The organism is Sulfitobacter mediterraneus, assembly GCF_016801775.1.
Taxonomy (GTDB): Bacteria; Pseudomonadota; Alphaproteobacteria; order Rhodobacterales; family Rhodobacteraceae; genus Sulfitobacter; species Sulfitobacter mediterraneus_A.
The window spans coordinates 250,565-271,220 of record NZ_CP069004.1 but is presented as its reverse complement, the minus strand read 5'-3'; the positions used below and the strand labels follow the sequence as shown (position 1 = coordinate 271,220).

Below are 20,656 nucleotides of genomic sequence, written 5' to 3'. Positions count from 1 at the left end.
ACCTTATGCGCAGGTTCGCAGGCTGTCCGCCTCAGATCGGGCAGCTATTCCAATAAGTGCCGATTTGGGAAAATTGGGCTGGTGGCAGCAGGGCGAGAACGCCCGCCCTGCTCCGGTTGTCATTGGATCACAGACCTTTGGCGCGATAGCTGGCGGCAACCTTGTCAATCGACACCAGATAGGCTGCGGTGCGCAGATCATCGACATCATCGCGGCTGTGCCAGACCTCTGCCATGGAATCGTAGGCCGTCGACATCGTGTCATCGAGGCCGGAGCGGACCAATTCCAATTCACCCGCGCCGCGCAGGTATTGTTCCTTGAAATTGGGGCTCAGTTGCCAGCCGATGCCGCTGTCCGCAGACAGCCGCTCCAGCTCGTCCACCACCAGCTGGTGGCGCGATTCCTCTTGGCGGCGCTGCATCCGGCCAAAGCGGATATGGCTGAGGTTCTTGACCCATTCGAAATAGGACACCGTTACGCCGCCTGCGTTTGCGTACATGTCAGGGATGATCACCGTGCCCTTTTTGCGCAGGATCTCATCCGCACCCGCCGTCACCGGACCGTTGGCCGCCTCAATGATCAGCGGCGCTTGCACACGCTCGGCATTGCTGAGGTTGATAACGCCTTCCAGAGCGGCAGGGATCAGGATGTCACATTCCCCCTCCAACAGCTTGGCACCATCGGCCTCGCAATTGGCGCTTGGATAGCCGGTGATGGTGCCATGCTTGGCGATCCACTGATAAACGGCATCGACGTCGAGACCATCATCGTCATGCAACGCGCCGTCGCGTTCGATGATGCCGACAACCTTGCAACCATCCTCTTGGGACAGGAATTTCGCCGCGTGATAGCCCACGTTGCCCAGACCCTGAACAATGACCTTTTTGCCATCCAGCTTGCCCTCAAGGCCGGCTTTCTTCTTGCCCTGTTCGTCGCGGAAGAAGGCGCGCAGCGCATATTGGACACCGCGGCCCGTGGCCTCTGTCCGGCCTTGAATGCCACCCGCGTTGGTCGGCTTGCCCGTCACACAGGCCACGCCATTGATGTCGGTGGTGTTCATGCGTTTGTATTGGTCCGCAATCCACGCCATCTCACGCTCGCCCGTGCCCATATCGGGTGCGGGTACGTTTTGCGCGGGGTTGATCATGTCTCGTTTGATCAGCTCATAGGCAAAGCGGCGGGTGATCAGTTCCAGTTCATGATCGTCATATTCGCGAGGATCAATGCACAAACCGCCCTTTGACCCGCCAAAGGGTGCCTCAACCAAAGCGCATTTATAGGTCATCAGCGCCGCAAGCGCCTCCACCTCGTTCTGGTTCACGGCCATGGAATAGCGAATGCCACCCTTTACCGGTTCCATATGTTCCGAATGCACCGAACGGTAACCTGTGAAGGTCTGGATCTTGCCGCGCAGGCGGACCCCGAAACGCACGGTGTAGGTTGCGTTACACACCCTGATTTTCTCTTCCAGGCCCGGCGGCAGGTCCATCAGTGCAACAGCACGATTGAACATCATATCAACGCTGTCGCGAAAGCTCGGCTCGTTGGAGGGGTTCATTGGGGGCTCCTGTATTATTCCAGTGATGCAACCTATGCAGGACGACTCAGTTGGTGTTACCCTGCGTCACCACACTAACCGCCAGAATTGCAAGGTGCGACAATATTCATAGTTAATGCTCAATTTGTAAGCACAAGCGGTGATTCGCCGGAAACCGGCCTTTTTGTTCCCAGGCTGGAAACAGAGCAAAGCAAGCATCTGCATTGACGCTAAAATGTCCGTCAAAAGGGCCCGCATTGACACGCAATGGCCCTATTTAAGACACGTTTCAGGATCACAACCTTCTTAAGGCTAAGTGCGTAATCCGCGCTGCGGGCTGGAAACAGCCTATCCATGAAAAGGTGACGAAATGAAACCAGATATGAACCTACAAATGATCGATGCGATCATGCGGCAACCGCGGAAATTTGCCCGCGAAGAGGACGGTACAATTACCATCTTCGCGATGTTCATGGTCTTGATGATGGTGATGATCGGCGGCATTGGCGCAGACATGATGCGCCACGAAATGGAGCGCACGCGCATTCAAGCTGTCTCTGACCGGGCCGTGCTGGCCGCGGCCGACCTTGACCAGACCCTGGATCCCGAAGCCGTTGTGCGCGACTATTTCGATAAATCGGGCATGGCCGGTTATGTGTCAAACGTCGACGTCGACGAGGGGCTGAACTACCGCACAGTGACTGTTGATGCCGAGATGACCATGAACACACAGTTTATGGACACCATGGGTGTCGAAGAGCTGAACGTGCCCGCCCGTTCAAGAGCGCAGGAAAAAATCAACAAAGTCGAAATCTCTCTGGTGCTCGATATCTCCGGTTCGATGAAAAACAACAACAAGATGGAAAACCTGCAAGATGCGGCCTCTGATTTCATCGACACTGTCTTGACGCCGGGCAACCGTGATTTGATCTCGGTCTCCATGATCCCCTATTCCGAACATGTGAATGTGGGCCAAAAGATTATGGACCAATTGAACGTCAATCAGGTTCACAACTTCTCGCATTGCCTCGAAATGCCTGACACAGAGTACAGCCACGCGTCCTTGAACCGTGGGCGGACCTACGACCAGATGCAGCATTTCCAGTGGAACTATTATTCCAACGAGTCCGGCAGCACGCGTAACACACGTTACGACACGGTCTGCCCGCGCAACTGGTACGAAGAGATTGTGCCGTTCAGCCAGGATGCGAACGATCTGAAGAACCGGATTGATCGGTTCAAGCCACGTGCCGGTACGTCGATTTTCCTTGGCATGAAATGGGCCGTTTCGATGTTGGACAATTCCTTCACGACCATTACCGGCCAATTGTCCGACGCAGGTCACGTGGATGCGGTCTTTGCCGACCGTCCAGCGACTTATGGTGATCACGAAACTCTGAAAACCATCATTCTGATGACCGATGGCCAGAACGACCAAAGCTATCGGATCTCAGACCGCTACTACAACTCCGACAGTGAGTATGCGCATTGGAACCGCTATAACCTGCAGTACTACCTGTACAACTCCGTCAGCTCGTCGCGCCGTTCGCGTTACTACTGGCGCCGGTACACCGCATCGCTGGGTGACAGCCTGCTGGACAACATCTGCGACGCGGCCAAGGTGCACAGAATGGTTATTTGGTCCATTGGCTTTGAGGTCACCGACCACGGTGCATCCGTGATGCGTAACTGCGCCTCCTCGCCCAGCCACTTCTTCCGTGTGGAAGGTGTGGAAATCAGCGAAGCCTTCTCGGCGATTGCCCGCCAGATCAACCAGTTGAGGCTGACTCAATGAAGACGGTTCTTAAAAAACAGTTGCGGCGCTTTCGCCGTGACGAGGACGGCTCGGCGCTGGTCATCGAATTCTGCATCTTCGTGCCTATCTTGTTTGGTGCATTCCTGATGTCGGTCGAAATGGGCCTTTATTCCATGCGCCAGATGTATCTGGATCGCGGGCTTGATATTGCCGTGCGCTATATCCGGTTGAACACCAATGTCGCCATGACCCATGACCAGATCAAAACCATGATTTGTGACAATGCCGGGTTCCTTGAGGATTGTGATTCCTCCCTGCGCCTTGAAATGACGCCGGTCGATCCGCGCAACTTTGCAACCTTTGATCAGCAAGCGGACTGCGTGGACACCGCAGAGCCGGTCCAGCCGGTGCGCGGGTTCACATTGGGCCAACAACACGAGCTGATGATGCTGCGGGCCTGTGTGCGCTTTGATCCGGTCTATCCGACCAGCGGACTTGGCTATGCGTTTGAAAAGGACGGTTCTGGCAAGGCCAGGATGCTCTCATCCTCCACATTTGTTCAGGAGCCGGGTTAATGCTTTACCAGCGTTTCAAAGTCACTCTGAGATACATCGCACGCGCGGACTTCATGCGCCGCGAGGACGGTGTGATCGCCCTTGAGGCCATGATCATTCTGCCCGCCATGTTCTGGGCATTCCTGACGATGTTTTCGATCTTCCATTCGTTTCGCACCCACGGTCTGACGCAGCGGGCGGCTTACTCCCTGGGCGATGCCATTTCTCGCGAGACGGTTCCGATTGATGGGGAATACCTGACCGGTTTGCACCAGCTGTTTGAATACCTCAGCAACAGCCAGGGCGATTCAACGATCCGCGTGACGTCGATCTTGTATGATCAGTCCGAGGATCGCTATTATCGGGATTGGTCGCAAACCCGTGGTGGCGGTGCTCTGCCGCTCAGCAATTCGGATGTCGAGAACTGGCACAATGTTTTGCCGGTGATGCCCGACCGCGAACGCATTATTGTGGTTGAGACATTCACGACTTACGAAGCCCCTTTCAAAACTGGGCTGGAAGAGCGTGAGATCCGCAACTTTGTGTTTACACGGCCCCGTTATGCACCGCGCGTGTGCTGGGAAACCTGCCCGGACGGCACCTAAATCTCAGGCATATCCGCATCGCGGGTGGCCATCATTGCCGAGATAATCTCGGACATGAATTTGGTCTGGCTGCCGGGGGTCATCCCGCCGATGCCGATCCGGCGGCCAAATCGCCACCACAGCCCCGGTCGCCAGTTGCGCGTGCTGCCGCTGCTGACCTTCAGCAAAAACCCGTTTGATGGTTTGAACGCGAAGAATCCGCGGTCCATTCCGACGATATCCGCCACCTCTGCAATCACGGTGCCATCCGCATCGCGCAGCACCAATGGCGTCAGCTCAACCGCGCTGGCCGTGGCCCGCCACATCGCCTGCGCCATCCAAAGCGACGCGGCACCGATGCCGATGAGGAACAGCTGCCATTCCCAGCCCGGAGAGCGCAGCATCGCGATATAAATCAGCAACACGCCCAATATCCCAAGCGAGACAACGCCCAAAAACCGCCGTCCTGAAGACGCCTGCACAGTGGCAAGCACTTCGTCATTGTCTTTGAACTTCATCGGCTGCTCCAATTCATACCGCCTGTGCCTATCGCGCCGGTCCAAAGAGAGCAAGTCAAGCGCGACACGGTCAGGGACACCTGACCCTAGTCTCGCAGCGGCTTGCGCAATTTACGTTTGGGCTTTTTCAGCTCCCGCTCAAGCCGGTCTGCGTAGGATTGCCGTTCTTCTGCAGACATGGCGCTGATCCGGTCAAGCCATGCGCGATGCGCAGCCGTTTGCATCCCGTGGGCAGCAGCGCCCTGCGCCTTGAGAATGTCCTGCACGGCGTCAACCTCGAACGGCTCGGCCCGAAGCACGGACAGCATGTTGTCATACTGGGCGCGCCGCTCTGCCCGTGAGGGCCGCCCAGCGCCATTGTTCTTCTTCAGATACGCGTGCAGGTCACGTCGGTCCTTGCGGGGCAAGGCGCGAACGTAAGGGGTGCCATAGCTGCGCAGGTCGGGGGCGTGATGCCGGTCCAGCCCAGGCCCGCCCGCGTTGCGATAAATCGCGCCGCCAATGGCACCGACAAACAACAGGTTCACTGCCAGCGACAGGCCCAAGGCCCAGCGCATCTTTCGGCTGGCCTTGGATGTGGGTGTCTGATGGTCCATAGATCTATCCCTCTTCGATATCCCAGCCAAAGCTGGTCAGATCGCTGTCGTCAATGTCCGCGCTGGATTGCAGGTTCAACAGTTGCCCGGCCAGATCTGGTAGATTGGAAGGCGGTGCGACGCCGATCCAGAACCCGACACAGGTGGCGAAAACCAGCCCGCCGACACCCGGCCCCCCGCCCAAGGCCCGCAGCCACGACATCACGCCGCCTTGCACCGGCTGGACCGGCTGCATTTGTTGCGCATCGGCCAAGACCCGCATCATCAGGGCATCCGGCACGCGCGGCGCGGCGGATCGCGCCGTGGCGAACAAAGTTTCGATATCTGTTTCGGATGTGTTCTTGTCAGATGCTGTCATCTTCAAACCCCAATGCGTCCCTTTGCCCCTCAAGTGCGGATTTCAGCGCCCGTTTGCCTCGCGCTGTCAAACTTTCCACGGCCTCCACGCCGATCTCCAGAATAGCGGCGATCTGCATGTTGCTAAGTCCGTCAATATGGCGGAGCACAACCGCCTGTCTCTGCCGGTCCGGCAAGGTATCGAGCGCGGTTTGCAAGGCATCAAGCCTTTTTGCCTGTTGCATGCCCTGCACAGCCGAAGGTGCCGGATCGGCCGGTTCGGCGACATCGTCAAGCGGGACACCGCCGCGTTTGCGCAGGCGGTCAATGCACAGATTGGCCACCACACGGTACAGCCATGTGCTGACCTTTGCCTCGCCTGCCCGCCACTCCGGCGCAATGCGCCAGAGCCGCATCATCGCATCTTGCGTCACGTCCTCGGCGTCGGCCTGATCTCCCAAAACCCGAAGCGCATGGGCAAATATGCGCGGCGTCACCTGTGCAGCCAACAGTCGGGCCGCCGCAGGATCACCCGCCGCGTAGCGGGTCAGAAGCTCCGCCTCAGTGTCCGGTTCGGTATGGCCCGCGTGCATATTCATCAGTGCTAGGCTGTGGGGGCGATCATGACAAGCGCCCCCTGCCCGATCTCAGTCAGAGCCGTAATTGCCATGGCGTTTCTTGCCATGTTTGCGCATTTCGGCAAATTCATCGGCGCTCAACGTGCCGTTGCCGTCCTTGTCCAAGGTTTTGATCATCTTGGCCGGATCCCGTCTGGCGGTCATTTCCTCCAGCGCCAGCTTGCCATCGTCATTGGCGTCCAGACGCGACATCATACGTTTGCCGCGTTTGCCTTGGCGGCTTTCTGCTGCGGCCTCAAGTTCGGAGGCATCCAGCGATCCATTGCCGTCTTTGTCGAGTTTCTTGAGCATCTTTTCGGCATGTTTACCGCCATGTGCCTTGCGGGCCGACAACATCTCATCGGTGGTCAGAAAGCCATCACCATTGCTGTCAGCCGCAGCAAAGCGGGCGGCGGCATGGGCGCGCATTTCGGCCTCGGTCACCTGTCCGTTGCTGTCGCTGTCGATCTCGGCAAATTTGGATGCCTGGCCATCGCCCTTGGCCACGGCGGCCTGGCCCCCGATGGCAATCAATGCGGCCAAAGACACGATGTGAAGGGTTGCTCGAACAGTCATGTGTGATCTCCTTGGTTTCGTTTTCTGCGCCCCCTTTTGAGGTGCGATACAGGTCAAACGGAGCCCAACAGAATTTCCGTCGAAGTTTTTTTGATAAAATCCTTGAAGAGAATTTGCGACATCCCGCCGCAAGCGAGAATTGCCCTCTTTCTTTTTGCCCGCGTTCCCCCCATTTAGGACCGATCAAAGGATGCTGAAATGACCCAGAACGTGATCGCAGAGGCCGATATGCAAACCTACGCCACAGATGCCGAAGGCGGACGTGCGCGCGGCGCGGCAATGCTGCGCGGGTGGCGGCGCAAATGCCCCAACTGCGGGTCTGGTCCCTTGCTCAAGAGCTACCTGAAGGTCAGCGACAATTGCACTGTTTGCCATCAGGAATTCCACCATCACCGCGCCGATGACGGCCCTGCCTATCTGACGATTTTGATCGTGGGTCATTTGATGGCGCCGCTGCTGCATATCGTGTTTGTGCAATGGCGCCCCGAGCCGCTGACGCTGTTCACGATTTTTGCGGTTGGATGTGTCGGCCTGTCGCTTTACCTTCTGCCCAGACTGAAGGGGGCCATGATCGGCTTTCAATGGGCCAAGGAAATGGGCGGCTTCGGCAGCGGCACCTGATCTGTCCCTTCGGTCCGAGGCAGGACGGGGAACCACAGATGACCATCGACAAAAGCAAGATCCGCAATGCGGCCACCGTGATCGTTTTGCGTGATCGCCATGACGATCCCAAGATCCTGATGGGTCAACGCGGCGCAAAAGCGGCGTTCATGCCCAATAAATTTGTGTTTCCCGGCGGTGCTGTGGATGCAGAAGATGCACAAATCCCGCTGGCCGCCCCTCTTCCCGAAACTTGCGCCGCCCGCCTGCGCGAAGACGCAGATCCGGCGCTGGCCCATGCAGTTGCCGTGGCCGCGGTGCGGGAGTTATGGGAGGAAACCGGTCTGATCCTTGGCCAACCCGGCACATGGGACATCGAGCCGCCCGCCGATTGGGCCAGCTTTGCTGCCACCGGGCATTTGCCCCATGCCGCGCCGTTGCAGTTCGTGTTTCGTGCGCTCACGCCGCCGGGCCGCCCGCGCCGCTTTGATGCGCGGTTCTTCCTTGTGGACGCCGAAGACATCGCCAGCGATCTGGATGATTTCGGCGCCGCCTGTGATGAGCTTTCACACCTGCAATGGGTCGCGCTGAGTGAGGCACGTTCCTTTGACATGCCGTTCATCACAGAGGTGGTCCTGGCAGAAGTGCAGGCCCGCGCCCGCGATCTGGCCCCGCCCGCATCGGTGCCGTTCTTCAAAAACAACGACGAAGAAAGCCTGTTCTTGCGTTTGCGCGGCCATCCGATGACCGATTGAGAAAGGCAGATTGATGCCAAAGATCGCCCATACCGCCGCCGATATGATCTCTGGCATGTCGCCTGAGTTGCGACCGGGCATTTTTGTCTTTGCCACTGTGGATGATCAGTTGGCCGCCGGCCTGATCGGACAGGCGATTTCGGTGTTTCGTGAGGATGAAGGGCTGTCCTTGCTCTTGCCCGTGTCAGTTGCCAAGGCGGCAGGCCTGCCCGTAGATCACCCCATGCGCTGCATCACCCTGAACGTCTATTCATCGCTGGAAGGGGTTGGCCTGACGGCGGCGGTTGCCACTGCCCTGGCCGCCAACGGGATCGCCTGCAACATGGTCGCCGCCTTCCATCACGACCATGCCTTCGTCCCCGAAGCATTAGGCGAGACCGCGATGCAGGTGCTGAAAGCATTGCAATCGTCCGGCTGACAATACGTTTTAGATTACGAGGACCAGCATCAAGATTGACCCCATCAGGATCGCCATACCCGCCCATTCGCGCGGGGTGATTTTCTCTTGAAAAAACAAGGTGGAGGCTGCGACAGACAGGATCAGCTCTGCCTGACCTACCGCCTTGACGTAGGCTGCGTTTTGCAAGGTAAACGCAATAAACCAACACAGCGAGCCCCCCATCGAGGTCAGCCCGATCCAGATCGCAACCTTGCGGGCAGACCAGACCGCAGTGATTTCTCCGGGTTCGCGCAGACGCAGCCAGATCACCATGATCAGCGTTTGCATCGTCACCACCGCCGCCAGCGTGACCGCCGCCCGCAGGATCGGGTCGGTTTCAACCACGGTCAGAGACGCGCCCCGATAGCTGACCGCAGAGATCGAAAACAAAATGCCCGAAGCCAGCCCAAGGCCCGCCGCACGGTTGCGCAAATCGCCAAGTCGCCAGCCCTTGGCCTCTGGCCCGCCAGACAGCAACAAAAGCCCCACGATACCAAGTGCAATCGCGGCAAATCCAAGGGTCGACACCCCCTCGCCCAGCAGGATCCATCCCATCAGAACGGTTTGAATAACTTCGGTTTTCTTGAACGTGATGCCCACGGCAAAGTTGCGCTGTTTGAACAGCAGGACCACACAGACAGTCGCCAAAATCTGCGCTGTGGCCCCCGCCAAACCATAGATCCAGAACCCCGCACCGATCTGGGGCATCGGCTTGCCAGAAATCAACAAATACGCTGCCAGCAGCGCCAGAATGAAAGGGATCGAATAAAGAAACCGCGAAAAGGTCGCGCCGCCCGCCGACAGGGTTGCCGTCGCAAGGTGCTTTTGCAGCATGAAACGGACAGTCTGAAAGGCGGCCGCAGCCAGAGAAACGATGATCCAAAGATCAGGAAACGGGATGTTCATCCCTTCCTATAGGCTCATTCGCCCTTCGGCTTCCAGAGCGGATGCGCCACCGGATCTTTGCTGCGCAGCAGGAACTTTCCGAAAATCTCGGCGTATGATGAAAAGACATAGCCATGATTGCGCCGCAAGAACCGATCCTTCTGGGCGCGGTACAGACCCGGCAGACGATACCATGCAACGGTGGGGTGCATGTGATGCACCACATGCAGGTTGTTATTCAAAAACAGCAAGGCAAGCGGCCCGCGATCCTCAATCACCACCGATCGTCCCGAAGCGCGTTCATGGGCCTGATGTTCCAGAAACGTGCGGATTTTCAGGATCGACAGCGCGGCATAGCAGGCCAAAAGATAGACCCAGAGCGGCAGCGCCGAAAGGCTCACCAGCCAAAGCGTCAAGACAACGCCTGGCAGATGCAAAATCCAGTGCATCGCCACGTCCAGATGCCCTTGCCGGATCTGCTTGATATCTGATTTGACAAAACACAGGGTGCCAAAGGCCGGACCAATCAGCATCCGGCCCAGCAAAGTGTTGTTGAACAGAAGGATCTGTTTTTGCCAGCCTGACATCTTTGCCCAAACGGCCGGATCAAGGTAGTTGGTTTCGGGGTCGTCATAGGGATCCGTCAGCCGCGCATCGTGATGGTGCGCAAGGTGCAGCGCCTTGAACCGCAGATAGGGCACAAACAATCCCGGCTGAAACAGCCCGAGCAAGGTGCAGGCCCATTCGGCGCGAAAGGGATGCCCGTGCAGGATTTCATGGCTCAGCGAGGAATGCTGCGCCAAGGCCGGCACCAGCAAAAGCAAGGCCAGCGGCCACCATCCCGCAGGCAGGGCAAGCGCAACAATCCAAAGCGCGGCGCAAATTGCCAAAAGGCAAACCGTTGGCCATTCGAAAGACAGGTTCTGGGTATTCGGGACGGGGTCTGTGTCCATCCGGTCAGGAAAAATTGTCGCCTGCACCTGTTCCGCCTGCATATAGTCCCGCTTCATTTTTTGAATTGTAACGGTTTTGTGATGACTGGATTTTTCCCGTCTGCCCACCCAGATAATGATTAACAAAGCGATCAGACTGTGACAAAAGTCATCAAATGAGTAGTAAAGACAGCAAACTCGACCGCGCCGCCCAATTTCGCGCCCGCCTGACGCAGGCCATCAAGGATGCCAGCATTTCGCAAAGCGCCCTTGCACGTGCCATAGGGACAGACAGATCCACCTTGTCTCAGGCCCTGACAGACAGCGGCGCACGGATGCCGGGCGCACATGTGGTAGCGGCCTGTGCACAGGTTCTGGGGGTGTCGTCCGATTGGCTTTTGGGTCTGTCAGACCGGCCCGAAACGGCGGCTGATCTGGTAACCAACAGCTTTGAAGTATCCCAAGCCCCCCGCGCATTGGTGGATGAACAGATCTTCAGCTGGCATCGGGAGGCTGCAGGTTACAAAATCCGCCATGTGCCCGCGACCCTGCCGGATATGCTCAAGACGCAAGACATGCTGGAATGGGAATACGGGCCGCATCTGGGCCGAACCACGCAGCAGGCAATCAATGCCTCTCGGGACAGGCTGGATTGGATGCGCGGTGCGGGGTCGGAATACGAGATTGCCATGCCCCTGCCGGAGATCGAATGTTTTGTGCGCGGTGTCGGATATTATTCCGGGTTATCGGCCCCTCGGCGCATTGCCCAGACCGACCAATTGATCGCCCTGTCGCGGCAATTGTACCCGCGGTTGCGCATCTACCAGTTCGACGCCCGCCAGATGTACAGCGCCCCTGTTACCGTCTTTGGCCCCTTGCTGGCGGTGCTGTATACGGGCGGTCATTACATGGCCTTTCGCGACCGCCAGCGGATCGAAACCATGACCGAAGATTTCGACAATCTGATCCGCGAAGCCAGCACCACCGCCCGCGAGTTTCCCGATTTCCTGACCGAAATGCGGGCGCTGATCCGTTAAAGTTTCGGGTCGGGGTTTTCCGTATGGCCATCCACTGCGATCACCTGACCTGACACCATCCGCGCCTGATCTGATCCCAGAAACACCGCCATATCTGCGATATCCTGCGCGGTCACAAAGCTGCGCATCGAGGTGCCAGCGGCGTAACCTTCATAGACCTGATCACGGGTCATGCCCTTGGCTGCCGCTTCGCGCTCCAGCACCCCTTCCATGCGTGGCCCTTCCACCGCGCCCGGACAAATCGCATTGGCGCGAATGCCAAAGGGGCCCAGCTCCATCGCGAGGGTTTTCATCAGTCCGATCACCGCCCATTTCGCCGCCGCGTAGGGTGCACGATTGGGATAGCCATAGATCCCTGCCGTAGACGAGGTCAGGATCATTGCGCCGGATTTTGCCCGTTTCATCAGGGGGGCGGCGTATTTCGCGGCCAGAAATGCCCCTTCCAGATTGACGCTGACACAGGCCTGCCAGTCGGCCAAAGCCACATCCTCAACCAATGCTGTTGGTCCGGCAATCCCTGCATTGGCGCACAGCACATCCAGATGATCCATCTGGTCAAACACATCCCGCACGGCAGTTTCTTCTGCTGCATCGGCGTGGTGGCAGAGCCAGTGATCGGGGCATTGATCCAAGGCGTCCGCATCAACATCCGTCACCCAGACCTCATAGCCCGCCGCATCGAACCCATCGGCCATGGCGCGGCCAATACCGGCCGCGCCTGCAGTGATCAGCGCCCGCTTCATCGTGGCGCGCCAATGGCCCGGCCTAACCCATCGGGCGCGGGCAGTTGCGCATGCCCCTTGGCAAACCGCACAAGATTAGCCTCAATCTGTGGCGACGGCGGCGAGGGCTTGCGGGTCTTCAGGTCCACATGGAGCAGGAAATGTTCCCCGGTCGCCAACAACCGATCCCCTTCGCGCATTTCATGGAACAGGTGCATCTTCTTGCCTTCTCCCAAGACAACCCGTGTTGCGATCGTGATCACCGCCCCGGCATGGACCTCATCGAGATGGCGAATATGGGTTTCGGCCGTGAAATAGCTGCCTCCCGAAGAGATATAGGCCGCATCACAGCCGATGAGTTCCATGAACCGGTCCGTGGCATCGGCAAAGGCGTGCAGATAGCGGCTCTCGGTCATGTGGCCGTTGTAATCGGTCCAATCGAGCGGCACTGTGCGCCGCGCCGTTGGCACGGGCTGGTCCGCTGGCAGGTCGGCGGCGCTTGCCCCAAGATCGGTGCCTTGCCGCATCAGGGCTTCTTGCTGGTTCAGCAACGCCCCTGCCCCCCAATCCTGCGCCTTGAGCCCGCGCATCATGGTCACAAGATTGTTGTCGCGTGTCCGTTCCAATTCCCGGATAGACATATGGCCCGATTGCGCATCCGACTGGCCCGCGATCAGGTCAACCAGTTCGTCGGTAAACTCCGGCACATCCATCAGCTTGGTCCATGGCCAGCTCAGACAGGGGCCAAACTGCGCCATGAAATGTTTCATGCCCGCCTCACCACCCGCCACGCGGTAAGTTTCAAACAGCCCCATCTGCGCCCAGCGAATGCCAAAGCCATAGCGGATCGCATTGTCGATTTCTTCCGTCGTTGCGATGCCGTCTTTGACCAGCCACAGCGCCTCGCGCCAGACCGCTTCAAGAAAGCGGTCCGCGACATGGGCGTCGATCTCTTTCTTGAGGTGCAGCGCATACATGCCGATGCCGGACAGCAATGATTTGGCCTGCTCAATCAAAGCCGGATCGCCCGCATCCCCCGGCACCAGTTCCACCAGAGGCAGCAGGTACACCGGGTTAAACGGATGGGCGACCATGATCTGGCCCGGGCGGCTTACCCCCTCCTGCAACTGGGAGGGTTTGAAGCCCGAGGTCGACGATCCAATCACAGCATTCGCCGCGCAGTGGGCCTGTATTTCGGCAAAGGTTTTGTGTTTGATCTCAAGCCGTTCCGGAACGCTTTCTTGAATCCAGTCCACGCCTGCCACGGCTTCGGCGATTGTGCGGCAGAACCGGATCTCGCCTTCCTCGGGCAAAGCCACATCGGTCAATCCAGGCAAAGACCGGCGCGCGTTGGCCATGACCTCACCAATTTTACGCTCCGCTTCCGGGTCGGGGTCAAAGACATTCACCGTCCACCCGTTCAGCGCAAACCGCGCGGCCCAGCCGCCACCGATCACGCCGCCGCCGATAATTGCTGCTGTCTTGGTCATTTGTTCACTTTCCGAAGTTGGCTGATGTCCCAGCCGTTGAAATCCAATATCTCAGTGGCCGCCTTGATCCGGTCAGGCGAGGATGTGGCGCTGCGGTCAAGGATCGCGGCCCAGCGGCCATTGGCATCCCCAACGGCGGCCGTCCTGAACCCTTCGTCCACCCACATCACCACAAGCGTTTGTTCAGGCGTTTCAGATCGCAGAACGCCGGGGGCCGTGACGGTGAACAGAGTTTGATCCGCCCCGGTCTGCCGCCGTATTTTCCCGCTTGCACCAAGGTCATAGCGCACCTGCGCCGCGCAGTCCCCAAGGCAGCGCAGCACATGCCAATCCCCGGCAAATCGGGCCGCGTCAAACCGGCTGGTTCCGCCGATGGGCGCGGTTGGGTTGCGCAAGCCGATACCGACATCCTGCAAAGGCGCTGCCGCGCACCCCGCCAGCATCAGCACAAGGGCCAGCGCCCGTTTCACTTGGGCGCCCGTTTGGTCAGGCCCAGTTTTTCGCGCACCTCAGCCGGGCCAATGACCCGCGCACCCATGTTTTCGATGATGGTTTGGGCGCGTTCCACCAGTTGGTAATTCTCGGCCAAAACGCCCTTTTCCAGCCACAGATTGTCCTCAAGACCCACCCGTACATTGCCGCCAGCCAGCACCGCAGCGGCCACATAGGCCATCTGGTTGCGCCCGAGACCGAAGGCAGAAAAGGTCCAGTCGTCTGGCACGTTGTTGACCATCGCCATAAAAGTGTTGAGATCATCGGGCGCGCCCCATGGCACGCCCATACAAAGCTGCACCAAGGCAGGGCTGTCCAGAACACCATCGGCAACCAATTGTTTTGCATACCAAAGATGGCCGGTGTCGAAGGCCTCAATCTCGGGCTTGACCCCCAGATCGGTCATCATCCGCCCCATGGCTGTCAACATACCGGGGGTGTTGGTCATCACATAATCGGCCTCGGCAAAGTTCATGGTGCCGCAATCCAGTGTGCAGATCTCCGGCAGGCATTCGGCCACATGGGCGACCCGTTCCGATGCACCGGCCATATCGGTGCCTTGCTGTGACAATTGCATTGGATGTTCCACATCGCCGAAAACCAGATCGCCGCCCATGCCTGCAGTCAGGTTCAACACCACGTCTGTGTCGCTATCCCGCACCCTGTCAGTGACTTCGCGGAACATGCGCAAATCGCGGCTGGGCGCACCGGTTTCAGGGTCGCGCACGTGGCAATGCACAATCGCCGCTCCTGCCTTGGCTGCCGCGATGGCGCTGTCGGCGATTTGCTTGGGGGATCGCGGCACATGCGGGCTGCGATCTTGGGTGCCTCCCGATCCGGTCACGGCACAGGTGATAAAAACATCTTTGTTCATTTTGAGCGGCATTGTCAGGCTCCCTTGATCTGAGTTGAGACAACTATGAGACAGCTTGATCTTGCAGACTTTGCGAAATACGAAGATGACTTGATGAAATCCGGTAAAATCACACACACCACTCTTCTGGTTCTCGACGATTGCAACACGCTGAGTTTTGCGGCGGCGGTTGATCCGTTGCGGGCCGCGAACCGGCAAGCGGGCCGGACCCTGTTTGACTGGCAATTTGCGACGCCTGGCGCGGCCCCCGTGACCCTGACCAGTGGTGTGACGATCCCCGCCGCGCCCTTGCAGAAGGTCACGCGCACCGATCTTTTGATCATCGTTGCAGGTTTTGACCTTGAGGCCCAATCGACCCCGGCCTTGATTGCCAGTTTGAGGCGCCTGGAAGGGCAAGGCAGTGTGATCGCCGGTATTGACGGCGGGCCTTGGGTGATGGCAATGGCCGGGCTATTGGATCAGCATCGCGCGACAACCCATTGGGAAGACTTGGAAAAGTTTACGGAGCGTTTTCCGCTGATTGATGTGGTCAACAGCCGGTTCGAGATCAGCGGCAGCCGTCTGACCTGCGCCGGCGCGGCCCCGGCGATTGAGATGATGCTGGATCTGATTGGCAGACAGCATGGGGTCACATTGGCGCAAAAGATCGCCGGGACGTTCATCTATGATCCCGCCCCGCCAAAGCCGCAAAGCCGCAGCAGCGATCCGCGCCACAACGCAGTCACCGCGAAAGCCCAGCAATTGATGGAGGCCGCACTTGATGAACCGCTGCCCGTCGCGCAGCTTGCACAGCGGCTTGGCCTCAGCCAACGGGCGCTGCAATTGCAATTTCAAAAGCGATTGGGCCGCAGTCCGCAGGCGCATTACCTGCAACTGCGTTTGACAGAGGCGGAAAGACTGGTCCGCCAGACGCAGCACAGCTTGCAGGATATTGCGTTCGCAACCGGATTTGCGTCTCAGGCCAGTTTTGCCCGCGCATTTCGGGCCCAATTTGGGATGTCTGCCACCAAGATGCGCCAAGAGCAAAGCGGCGGGCGCTGATACACGCCGCGAAACCGGACCCACTCAATACGGGAGCGGGTGCGATTTATGTGCGTCATCAATGGCACTGATAACCTGATCCGGCAAATCCAGATCCCCTGCCCCGATGGCACGCTCAAGCTGGTCCATATTTGTTGCGCCAAAGATGACAGAGCCCATGAAGGGGCGCTGCCTGCACCAGGCCAGCGCCATCTGTACCGGATCAAGGCCGTAAGCCTGCGCCAAGGACAGATAAGCATCCACCGCATCAAAGGCACGTTCGGTCTTGCGCCCGCCCAGTTCCGCATTGAGCGACATGCGTGATCCGTCAGGGACGGCGCCGCCTTGGTACTTGCCGGTCAACAGCCCCGCCGCGAGGGGGGAAAACGCCAGCATATCAATGTCCTCGTTGATGCAAGTCTCTGACACATCGGTATCGGCCATCCGGCACAGCAGCGAATATTCGTTTTGCACTGACACCGGGCGTGGGCCGCCAACCCGCTCTGCCACGTTGACCCACTGGGTCAGACCCCAGGCGCTTTCGTTGCTGAGACCAAAGGCGCGGATCGTGCCGCGTTTGACCTCTTTTTGCAGGGCTTCCAGCGTGTCTTCCATATGGGCAATTGTCTCTGCCCGGTTTTGGTTTGAGGGATCATAGCTCCAGTTCTTGCGGAACATATAGCTGCCGCGGTTGGGCCAATGGAATTGATAAAGGTCGATATAATCGGTCTTGAGGCGGCGCAAGGAGCCCTCAATCGCCTCGGGAATGGTTTTTGAGGAGATTGGCGCACCATCGCGGGCATGGGTCATCCCCTCGCCCGAGTGTTTGGTGGCCAGCACCATATCGCTGCGGCGGCTGTCGCGTTCGAACCACAGGCCGATAATGCGTTCGGTTCGGCCAATGGTCTCTGCATTCACCGGATTGACCGGATACATTTCCGCTGTATCGACAAAGTTGATGTCCGCGTCCAGCGCGCGGTCGATCTGTTCATGCGCCTCTTCTGCCGAGTTTTGGGTGCCCCATGTCATCGACCCCAAACACAGATCAGACACTTCGATATCGCTTTGGCCGAGTTTGTTCCGCTTCATTCCGCCTCTCCTTTTGGCGACACACTAAGCCCTCTGCCGGCCGTCGCAAGCCACTTTCCCGCAAGCCTATGTCTGTGAAAAACGTTAAAAAGTGCTGTCGCTTTTCGAAAACGACCGGATTTTGTCGTTAAACCTCTTGGGGTTGCCAGTGCATTCGGCCTATCAGCAGGTATGCGCCTGCTCCTTTCATTTGCCGCCCTCTTTTTTTCCGTCATTCTGCTGCAACTTTCCTCTGGTGGCACTGGCCCCTTGGACGTGTTGTCGGGCACTGTTCTGGGCTTTTCCCGGCAAGAGATCGGGATGCTCGGTTCGGCGCATTTCTTCGGCTTTTTTATTGGATGCTGGTGGGCGCCGCGCCTGATGGGATCGGTGGGCCACAGCCGCGCCTTTGCCGCCTTTACCGCGACCGGTGCGATTGGCCTCATGGCGCATATGGTCATCATTGATGCCTATGCCTGGGCCGTGATGCGCGTGGCCTCCGGCCTGTGCGTGGCGGGCTGTTACACGGTGATTGAGGCATGGCTGCAATCCAAAGTCACGAATGAGACCCGCGGCCGCGCCATGGGCATTTACCGCGTTGTGGATATGACAGGATCATTGGGCGCACAGATGATCATCGGCATTCTGGCACCTGCCAGCTATATCTCCTACAACCTGTTGGCGATGGGATGCTGTGCTGCGCTTTTGCCGCTGACCTTGACCAAGGTGCAGCAGCCAGAAACACCCGAATCCCCCCGGCTGCGGCCCATGCTGGCGGTCGCGCGATCCCCTCTTGCGGCGGCGGGCGTGGTGGTTGCCGCCCTCTCCAGCGCGTCGTTCCGGATGGTTGGTCCGATCTACGGCCAGGAAGTCGGGCTGAGTGCGGGCCAGATCGCTTGGTTCCTCTCGGCCTTTGTTCTGGGCGGGGCTTTGGCGCAGTTTCCCATTGGCTGGCTTGCGGACAAATACGACCGCCGCGCCGTGTTGATCTGGTTGTCGGTTGCGGCCATGGCCAGTTGTTTCATCACCGTGATGGCGTCGGGGATGGGCACCGTCGGCATCATGCTGACCGCCGGATTGTTCGGATTGACGACCTTTCCAATTTATTCTGTCGCCGCTGCCCATGCCCATGATTTCGCCAGCAGCGAAGAACGGGTGGAACTGTCCGCCGCCTTGATGTTTTTCTTTGCCCTCGGCGCGATTTTTGCGCCCTACCTGGCCTCGGTCCTGATCGAGAACTTCGGCGCATCGGCGCTGTTCTTGATGATATCAGCCGGCCACGCCGTGCTGGTGATCTTTGGCCTGACCCGGATGCGCGCCCGGCCCACCCGCAAGGATCGCACCCGCTATGTCTATGCGCCGCGCACCAGCTTTCAGGTAGGGCGCCTTTTGCGCCGCAGCCGCGAGAAATAGGGGATGCCGTTTGTGCAGGCTGGCAAGTGATCCCGCCGCCTGCTAAAGCAGCATCAAACAACGGCTAAAGGCATTTCGCGCGTGACCCGACATCTGATTACATCGGCCATCCCCTACATCAACGGGATCAAACATCTGGGCAATCTGGTGGGCAGCCAACTGCCTGCGGATCTCTATGCCCGTTATCTGCGGGCGCGCGGCAATGAGGTTCTTTTCCTCTGCGCCACGGATGAACACGGCACCCCCGCCGAGTTGGCCGCCGCCAAGGCCGGCAAGCCGGTCGCTGAATATTGCGCTGAAATGCATGCGGTGCAGTCCAGGATCGCGGATGGGTTTGGCCTGTCTTTTGACCATTTCGGCCGGTCCTCCAGCCCGCAAAACCACAAGCTGACCCAGCATTTCGCGGGCGTTCTGGCCGATCAAGGTCTGATCGAGGACGTGGTGGAACAGCAGGTTTATTCCGTCGCTGACGGGCGCTTCCTGCCTGACCGCTATATTGAAGGAACTTGCCCCAATTGTGGCTTCGACAGCGCCCGAGGCGATCAATGTGACAATTGCACCAAGCAGTTGGATCCTGTTGATTTGATCGACGCCCGAAGCACCATCTCAGGCTCGACCGAGCTTGAAATGCGCGACACCAAGCATCTGTTTCTCAAGCAGAGCAAGATGAAGGACCGCCTGGATCAATGGATTGACAGCAAGGCCGATTGGCCTGTGTTGACCACGTCGATTGCCAAAAAGTGGCTGCATGATGGTGACGGACTGCAAGATCGCGGCATCACGAGAGATCTGGATTGGGGTGTGCCGGTCAAGCGCGGCGAGGCGGAATGGCCGGGCATGGAAGGCAAGGTTTTCTATGTCTGGTTTGATGCGCCGATCGAATACATCGCCTGTGCGCAGGAATGGGTTGATGCGGGCAAGGGGACGGATTGGCAGCGCTGGTGGCGCACCGATCAAGGCGCAGATGATGTGCGCTATACCCAGTTTATGGGCAAGGACAATGTGCCGTTCCACACGCTCAGTTTCCCCGCAACGATCATGGGGTCGGATGAGCCGTGGAAATTGGTCGATTACATCAAATCTTTCAACTACCTGAACTATGATGGCGGCCAGTTCAGCACCTCGCGCGGTCGCGGTGTGTTTATGGATCAGGCGCTTGAGCTGTTGCCTGCCGATTACTGGCGCTGGTGGCTTCTGAGCCATGCGCCGGAAACTTCGGATGCGGAGTTCACCTGGGAGAACTTCCAGACGTCGGTAAACAAGGATTTGGCCGATGTTCTGGGCAATTTTGTCAGCCGGATCACCAAATTCTGCCGATCCAAGTTTGGTGAAACCGTGCCCGAGGCCGGCGAATTTGGTGATGCGGAAACGGCATTGATCGCAGATTTGACGGAACGGGTTGCGCGGTATCAAGGTCATATGGATGCGATCGAAGTGCGCAAGGCCGCGCAGGAATTGCGGGCAATCTGGGCAGCAGGCAACGAATATCTGCAGGCACAAGCGCCTTGGACAACCTTCAAGACCGATCCGGACAAAGCCGCAGCGCAAGTGCGTTTGGCTTTGAATCTGATCCCATTCTACGCCAACCTGTCGGCGCCGTTCATTCCTGATGCGGCCGCCAAAATGCTGTCAGCCGTGCATCTTTCGGATCAGGTCTGGCCGGACGATGTGCCTGCCACGCTATCCGTGATGGCGCCGGGTCATGCATTCGAGGTGCCCGAGGTGTTGTTCGCAAAGATCAGCGATGAAGATCGCGAAAACTGGGCAGAGCGTTTTGCCGGAACACGCGATTGATCAACATTCGTTTTTTGAAGGGACGTCCGGCTTACAGTGCAAACCACTTCCGGCAAGCGGC

23 protein-coding genes are annotated in these 20,656 nt (G+C 58.5%); 10 read left to right on the top strand and 13 right to left on the bottom strand.

Translation table 11 applies throughout. The features are described from left to right. Positions 1 to 127 precede the first annotated feature (127 nt). The gene (locus JNX03_RS01230; protein ID WP_203210668.1) at positions 128 to 1,558 is read right to left on the bottom strand and encodes a Glu/Leu/Phe/Val family dehydrogenase; all 1,431 of its coding nucleotides are present in this window, start codon (positions 1,556 to 1,558) and stop codon (positions 128 to 130) included. 349 nt (positions 1,559 to 1,907) lie between these two features. On the opposite strand from JNX03_RS01230, the gene JNX03_RS01225 reads away from it, so the two are divergent. The 3 genes from JNX03_RS01225 to JNX03_RS01215 are packed head-to-tail and all read left to right on the top strand — an operon-like array spanning position 1,908 to position 4,452. Then, complete coding sequence (locus tag JNX03_RS01225; RefSeq protein WP_231024114.1) at positions 1,908 to 3,332, top strand: Tad domain-containing protein; 1,425 nt, start codon at positions 1,908 to 1,910, stop codon at positions 3,330 to 3,332. After that, on the top strand, positions 3,329 to 3,868 hold the full coding sequence (locus JNX03_RS01220) for a TadE/TadG family type IV pilus assembly protein (protein ID WP_203210667.1): 540 nt from the start codon (positions 3,329 to 3,331) through the stop codon (positions 3,866 to 3,868). Before JNX03_RS01225 ends, JNX03_RS01220 begins: the two co-directional genes overlap by 4 nt. Continuing rightward, complete coding sequence (locus JNX03_RS01215) at positions 3,868 to 4,452, top strand: TadE/TadG family type IV pilus assembly protein (RefSeq protein WP_203210666.1); 585 nt, start codon at positions 3,868 to 3,870, stop codon at positions 4,450 to 4,452. The genes JNX03_RS01220 and JNX03_RS01215 overlap by 1 nt, the downstream gene beginning before the upstream one ends. Here JNX03_RS01215 and JNX03_RS01210 read toward each other — a convergent pair. From JNX03_RS01210 to JNX03_RS01190, 5 genes are all read right to left on the bottom strand, one after another. Then, on the bottom strand, positions 4,449 to 4,949 hold the full coding sequence (locus tag JNX03_RS01210) for a hypothetical protein (protein ID WP_203210665.1): 501 nt from the start codon (positions 4,947 to 4,949) through the stop codon (positions 4,449 to 4,451). The genes JNX03_RS01215 and JNX03_RS01210 overlap by 4 nt on opposite strands. A gap of 86 nt (positions 4,950 to 5,035) precedes the next feature. Then, a complete protein-coding gene (locus tag JNX03_RS01205) occupies positions 5,036 to 5,545 on the bottom strand; it encodes a periplasmic heavy metal sensor (RefSeq protein WP_203210664.1) in 510 nt (169 codons plus the stop codon). A gap of 4 nt (positions 5,546 to 5,549) precedes the next feature. After that, the gene (locus tag JNX03_RS01200; RefSeq protein ID WP_203210663.1) at positions 5,550 to 5,903 is read right to left on the bottom strand and encodes a hypothetical protein; all 354 of its coding nucleotides are present in this window, start codon (positions 5,901 to 5,903) and stop codon (positions 5,550 to 5,552) included. After that, complete coding sequence (locus JNX03_RS01195) at positions 5,890 to 6,480, bottom strand: RNA polymerase sigma factor (protein WP_419584921.1); 591 nt, start codon at positions 6,478 to 6,480, stop codon at positions 5,890 to 5,892. Before JNX03_RS01195 ends, JNX03_RS01200 begins: the two co-directional genes overlap by 14 nt. 48 nt (positions 6,481 to 6,528) lie before the next feature. After that, the gene (locus JNX03_RS01190; protein WP_203210662.1) at positions 6,529 to 7,074 is read right to left on the bottom strand and encodes an EF-hand domain-containing protein; all 546 of its coding nucleotides are present in this window, start codon (positions 7,072 to 7,074) and stop codon (positions 6,529 to 6,531) included. A gap of 228 nt (positions 7,075 to 7,302) precedes the next feature. Here JNX03_RS01190 and JNX03_RS01185 point away from each other — a divergent pair, with 228 nt between their 5' ends. The 3 genes from JNX03_RS01185 to JNX03_RS01175 are packed head-to-tail and all read left to right on the top strand — an operon-like array spanning position 7,303 to position 8,847. Further along, complete coding sequence (locus tag JNX03_RS01185) at positions 7,303 to 7,695, top strand: DUF983 domain-containing protein (RefSeq protein WP_231024167.1); 393 nt, start codon at positions 7,303 to 7,305, stop codon at positions 7,693 to 7,695. 38 nt (positions 7,696 to 7,733) lie between these two features. Next, entirely contained in the window at positions 7,734 to 8,429 is a 696-nt protein-coding gene (locus JNX03_RS01180; protein ID WP_203210660.1) for an NUDIX hydrolase, read from the top strand. A 13-nt stretch (positions 8,430 to 8,442) separates the two neighbouring features. Continuing rightward, positions 8,443 to 8,847: an ACT domain-containing protein gene (locus tag JNX03_RS01175; protein WP_203210659.1), complete on the top strand. Its 405-nt coding sequence runs from the start codon at positions 8,443 to 8,445 to the stop codon at positions 8,845 to 8,847. A 9-nt stretch (positions 8,848 to 8,856) separates the two neighbouring features. On the opposite strand, the gene JNX03_RS01170 is transcribed toward JNX03_RS01175, so the two are convergent. Both JNX03_RS01170 and JNX03_RS01165 read right to left on the bottom strand, forming a co-directional pair. Continuing rightward, positions 8,857 to 9,774 (bottom strand): DMT family transporter, encoded by a 918-nt coding sequence (locus JNX03_RS01170; protein WP_203210658.1) that lies wholly within the window; start codon positions 9,772 to 9,774, stop codon positions 8,857 to 8,859. 14 nt (positions 9,775 to 9,788) lie between these two features. Then, on the bottom strand, positions 9,789 to 10,763 hold the full coding sequence (locus tag JNX03_RS01165; protein ID WP_231024113.1) for a fatty acid desaturase: 975 nt from the start codon (positions 10,761 to 10,763) through the stop codon (positions 9,789 to 9,791). A gap of 98 nt (positions 10,764 to 10,861) precedes the next feature. On the opposite strand from JNX03_RS01165, the gene JNX03_RS01160 reads away from it, so the two are divergent. Next, on the top strand, positions 10,862 to 11,722 hold the full coding sequence (locus tag JNX03_RS01160) for a helix-turn-helix domain-containing protein (RefSeq protein WP_203210657.1): 861 nt from the start codon (positions 10,862 to 10,864) through the stop codon (positions 11,720 to 11,722). Here the strand turns inward: JNX03_RS01160 and JNX03_RS01155 are convergent. The 4 genes from JNX03_RS01155 to JNX03_RS01140 are packed head-to-tail and all read right to left on the bottom strand — an operon-like array spanning position 11,719 to position 15,312. Then, positions 11,719 to 12,465, bottom strand: a complete 747-nt coding sequence (locus JNX03_RS01155) for an SDR family oxidoreductase (RefSeq protein ID WP_203210656.1) — start codon at positions 12,463 to 12,465, stop codon at positions 11,719 to 11,721. The genes JNX03_RS01160 and JNX03_RS01155 overlap by 4 nt on opposite strands. Continuing rightward, positions 12,462 to 13,934: a carnitine 3-dehydrogenase gene (locus JNX03_RS01150; RefSeq protein ID WP_203210655.1), complete on the bottom strand. Its 1,473-nt coding sequence runs from the start codon at positions 13,932 to 13,934 to the stop codon at positions 12,462 to 12,464. Before JNX03_RS01150 ends, JNX03_RS01155 begins: the two co-directional genes overlap by 4 nt. Continuing rightward, positions 13,931 to 14,404 carry a lipocalin gene (locus tag JNX03_RS01145; RefSeq protein ID WP_203210654.1) on the bottom strand — a complete coding sequence of 158 codons (474 nt, stop codon included), beginning with the start codon at positions 14,402 to 14,404 and terminating at the stop codon, positions 13,931 to 13,933. Before JNX03_RS01145 ends, JNX03_RS01150 begins: the two co-directional genes overlap by 4 nt. Then, complete coding sequence (locus JNX03_RS01140; RefSeq protein WP_203210653.1) at positions 14,401 to 15,312, bottom strand: 3-keto-5-aminohexanoate cleavage protein; 912 nt, start codon at positions 15,310 to 15,312, stop codon at positions 14,401 to 14,403. Before JNX03_RS01140 ends, JNX03_RS01145 begins: the two co-directional genes overlap by 4 nt. A gap of 33 nt (positions 15,313 to 15,345) precedes the next feature. Here JNX03_RS01140 and JNX03_RS01135 point away from each other — a divergent pair, with 33 nt between their 5' ends. Further along, positions 15,346 to 16,341: a GlxA family transcriptional regulator gene (locus JNX03_RS01135; protein WP_231024112.1), complete on the top strand. Its 996-nt coding sequence runs from the start codon at positions 15,346 to 15,348 to the stop codon at positions 16,339 to 16,341. 24 nt (positions 16,342 to 16,365) lie between these two features. Here the strand turns inward: JNX03_RS01135 and JNX03_RS01130 are convergent, their stop codons facing one another. Then, positions 16,366 to 17,409: an aldo/keto reductase gene (locus tag JNX03_RS01130; protein WP_203210652.1), complete on the bottom strand. Its 1,044-nt coding sequence runs from the start codon at positions 17,407 to 17,409 to the stop codon at positions 16,366 to 16,368. A 171-nt stretch (positions 17,410 to 17,580) separates the two neighbouring features. On the opposite strand from JNX03_RS01130, the gene JNX03_RS01125 reads away from it, so the two are divergent. Together JNX03_RS01125 and metG are read left to right on the top strand one after the other, a co-directional pair. Then, complete coding sequence (locus tag JNX03_RS01125; protein ID WP_203210651.1) at positions 17,581 to 18,801, top strand: MFS transporter; 1,221 nt, start codon at positions 17,581 to 17,583, stop codon at positions 18,799 to 18,801. An 81-nt stretch (positions 18,802 to 18,882) separates the two neighbouring features. Next, complete coding sequence (metG, locus tag JNX03_RS01120) at positions 18,883 to 20,595, top strand: methionine--tRNA ligase (protein WP_203210650.1); 1,713 nt, start codon at positions 18,883 to 18,885, stop codon at positions 20,593 to 20,595. Positions 20,596 to 20,656: the final 61 nt, after the last annotated feature.

What these genes read in the sequence shown, in the direction of transcription:
- JNX03_RS01215 (WP_203210666.1), top strand. Translation starts at nt 3,868, where the DNA reads ATGCTTTACCAGCGTTTCAAAGTCACTCTGAGATACATCGCACGCGCG.
- JNX03_RS01135 (WP_231024112.1), top strand. Translation starts at nt 15,346, where the DNA reads ATGAGACAGCTTGATCTTGCAGACTTTGCGAAATACGAAGATGACTTG.
- JNX03_RS01180 (WP_203210660.1), top strand. Translation starts at nt 7,734, where the DNA reads ATGACCATCGACAAAAGCAAGATCCGCAATGCGGCCACCGTGATCGTT.
- JNX03_RS01175 (WP_203210659.1), top strand. Translation starts at nt 8,443, where the DNA reads ATGCCAAAGATCGCCCATACCGCCGCCGATATGATCTCTGGCATGTCG.
- JNX03_RS01130 (WP_203210652.1), bottom strand. Translation starts at nt 17,409, where the DNA reads ATGAAGCGGAACAAACTCGGCCAAAGCGATATCGAAGTGTCTGATCTG.
- JNX03_RS01195 (WP_419584921.1), bottom strand. Translation starts at nt 6,480, where the DNA reads ATGAATATGCACGCGGGCCATACCGAACCGGACACTGAGGCGGAGCTT.
- JNX03_RS01210 (WP_203210665.1), bottom strand. Translation starts at nt 4,949, where the DNA reads ATGAAGTTCAAAGACAATGACGAAGTGCTTGCCACTGTGCAGGCGTCT.
- JNX03_RS01205 (WP_203210664.1), bottom strand. Translation starts at nt 5,545, where the DNA reads ATGGACCATCAGACACCCACATCCAAGGCCAGCCGAAAGATGCGCTGG.
- JNX03_RS01225 (WP_231024114.1), top strand. Translation starts at nt 1,908, where the DNA reads ATGAAACCAGATATGAACCTACAAATGATCGATGCGATCATGCGGCAA.
- JNX03_RS01155 (WP_203210656.1), bottom strand. Translation starts at nt 12,465, where the DNA reads ATGAAGCGGGCGCTGATCACTGCAGGCGCGGCCGGTATTGGCCGCGCC.
- JNX03_RS01150 (WP_203210655.1), bottom strand. Translation starts at nt 13,934, where the DNA reads ATGACCAAGACAGCAGCAATTATCGGCGGCGGCGTGATCGGTGGCGGC.
- JNX03_RS01140 (WP_203210653.1), bottom strand. Translation starts at nt 15,312, where the DNA reads ATGCCGCTCAAAATGAACAAAGATGTTTTTATCACCTGTGCCGTGACC.
- JNX03_RS01185 (WP_231024167.1), top strand. Translation starts at nt 7,303, where the DNA reads ATGCAAACCTACGCCACAGATGCCGAAGGCGGACGTGCGCGCGGCGCG.
- JNX03_RS01125 (WP_203210651.1), top strand. Translation starts at nt 17,581, where the DNA reads ATGCGCCTGCTCCTTTCATTTGCCGCCCTCTTTTTTTCCGTCATTCTG.
- JNX03_RS01165 (WP_231024113.1), bottom strand. Translation starts at nt 10,763, where the DNA reads ATGAAGCGGGACTATATGCAGGCGGAACAGGTGCAGGCGACAATTTTT.
- JNX03_RS01200 (WP_203210663.1), bottom strand. Translation starts at nt 5,903, where the DNA reads ATGACAGCATCTGACAAGAACACATCCGAAACAGATATCGAAACTTTG.
- JNX03_RS01230 (WP_203210668.1), bottom strand. Translation starts at nt 1,558, where the DNA reads ATGAACCCCTCCAACGAGCCGAGCTTTCGCGACAGCGTTGATATGATG.
- JNX03_RS01160 (WP_203210657.1), top strand. Translation starts at nt 10,862, where the DNA reads ATGAGTAGTAAAGACAGCAAACTCGACCGCGCCGCCCAATTTCGCGCC.
- JNX03_RS01170 (WP_203210658.1), bottom strand. Translation starts at nt 9,774, where the DNA reads ATGAACATCCCGTTTCCTGATCTTTGGATCATCGTTTCTCTGGCTGCG.
- JNX03_RS01190 (WP_203210662.1), bottom strand. Translation starts at nt 7,074, where the DNA reads ATGACTGTTCGAGCAACCCTTCACATCGTGTCTTTGGCCGCATTGATT.
- JNX03_RS01220 (WP_203210667.1), top strand. Translation starts at nt 3,329, where the DNA reads ATGAAGACGGTTCTTAAAAAACAGTTGCGGCGCTTTCGCCGTGACGAG.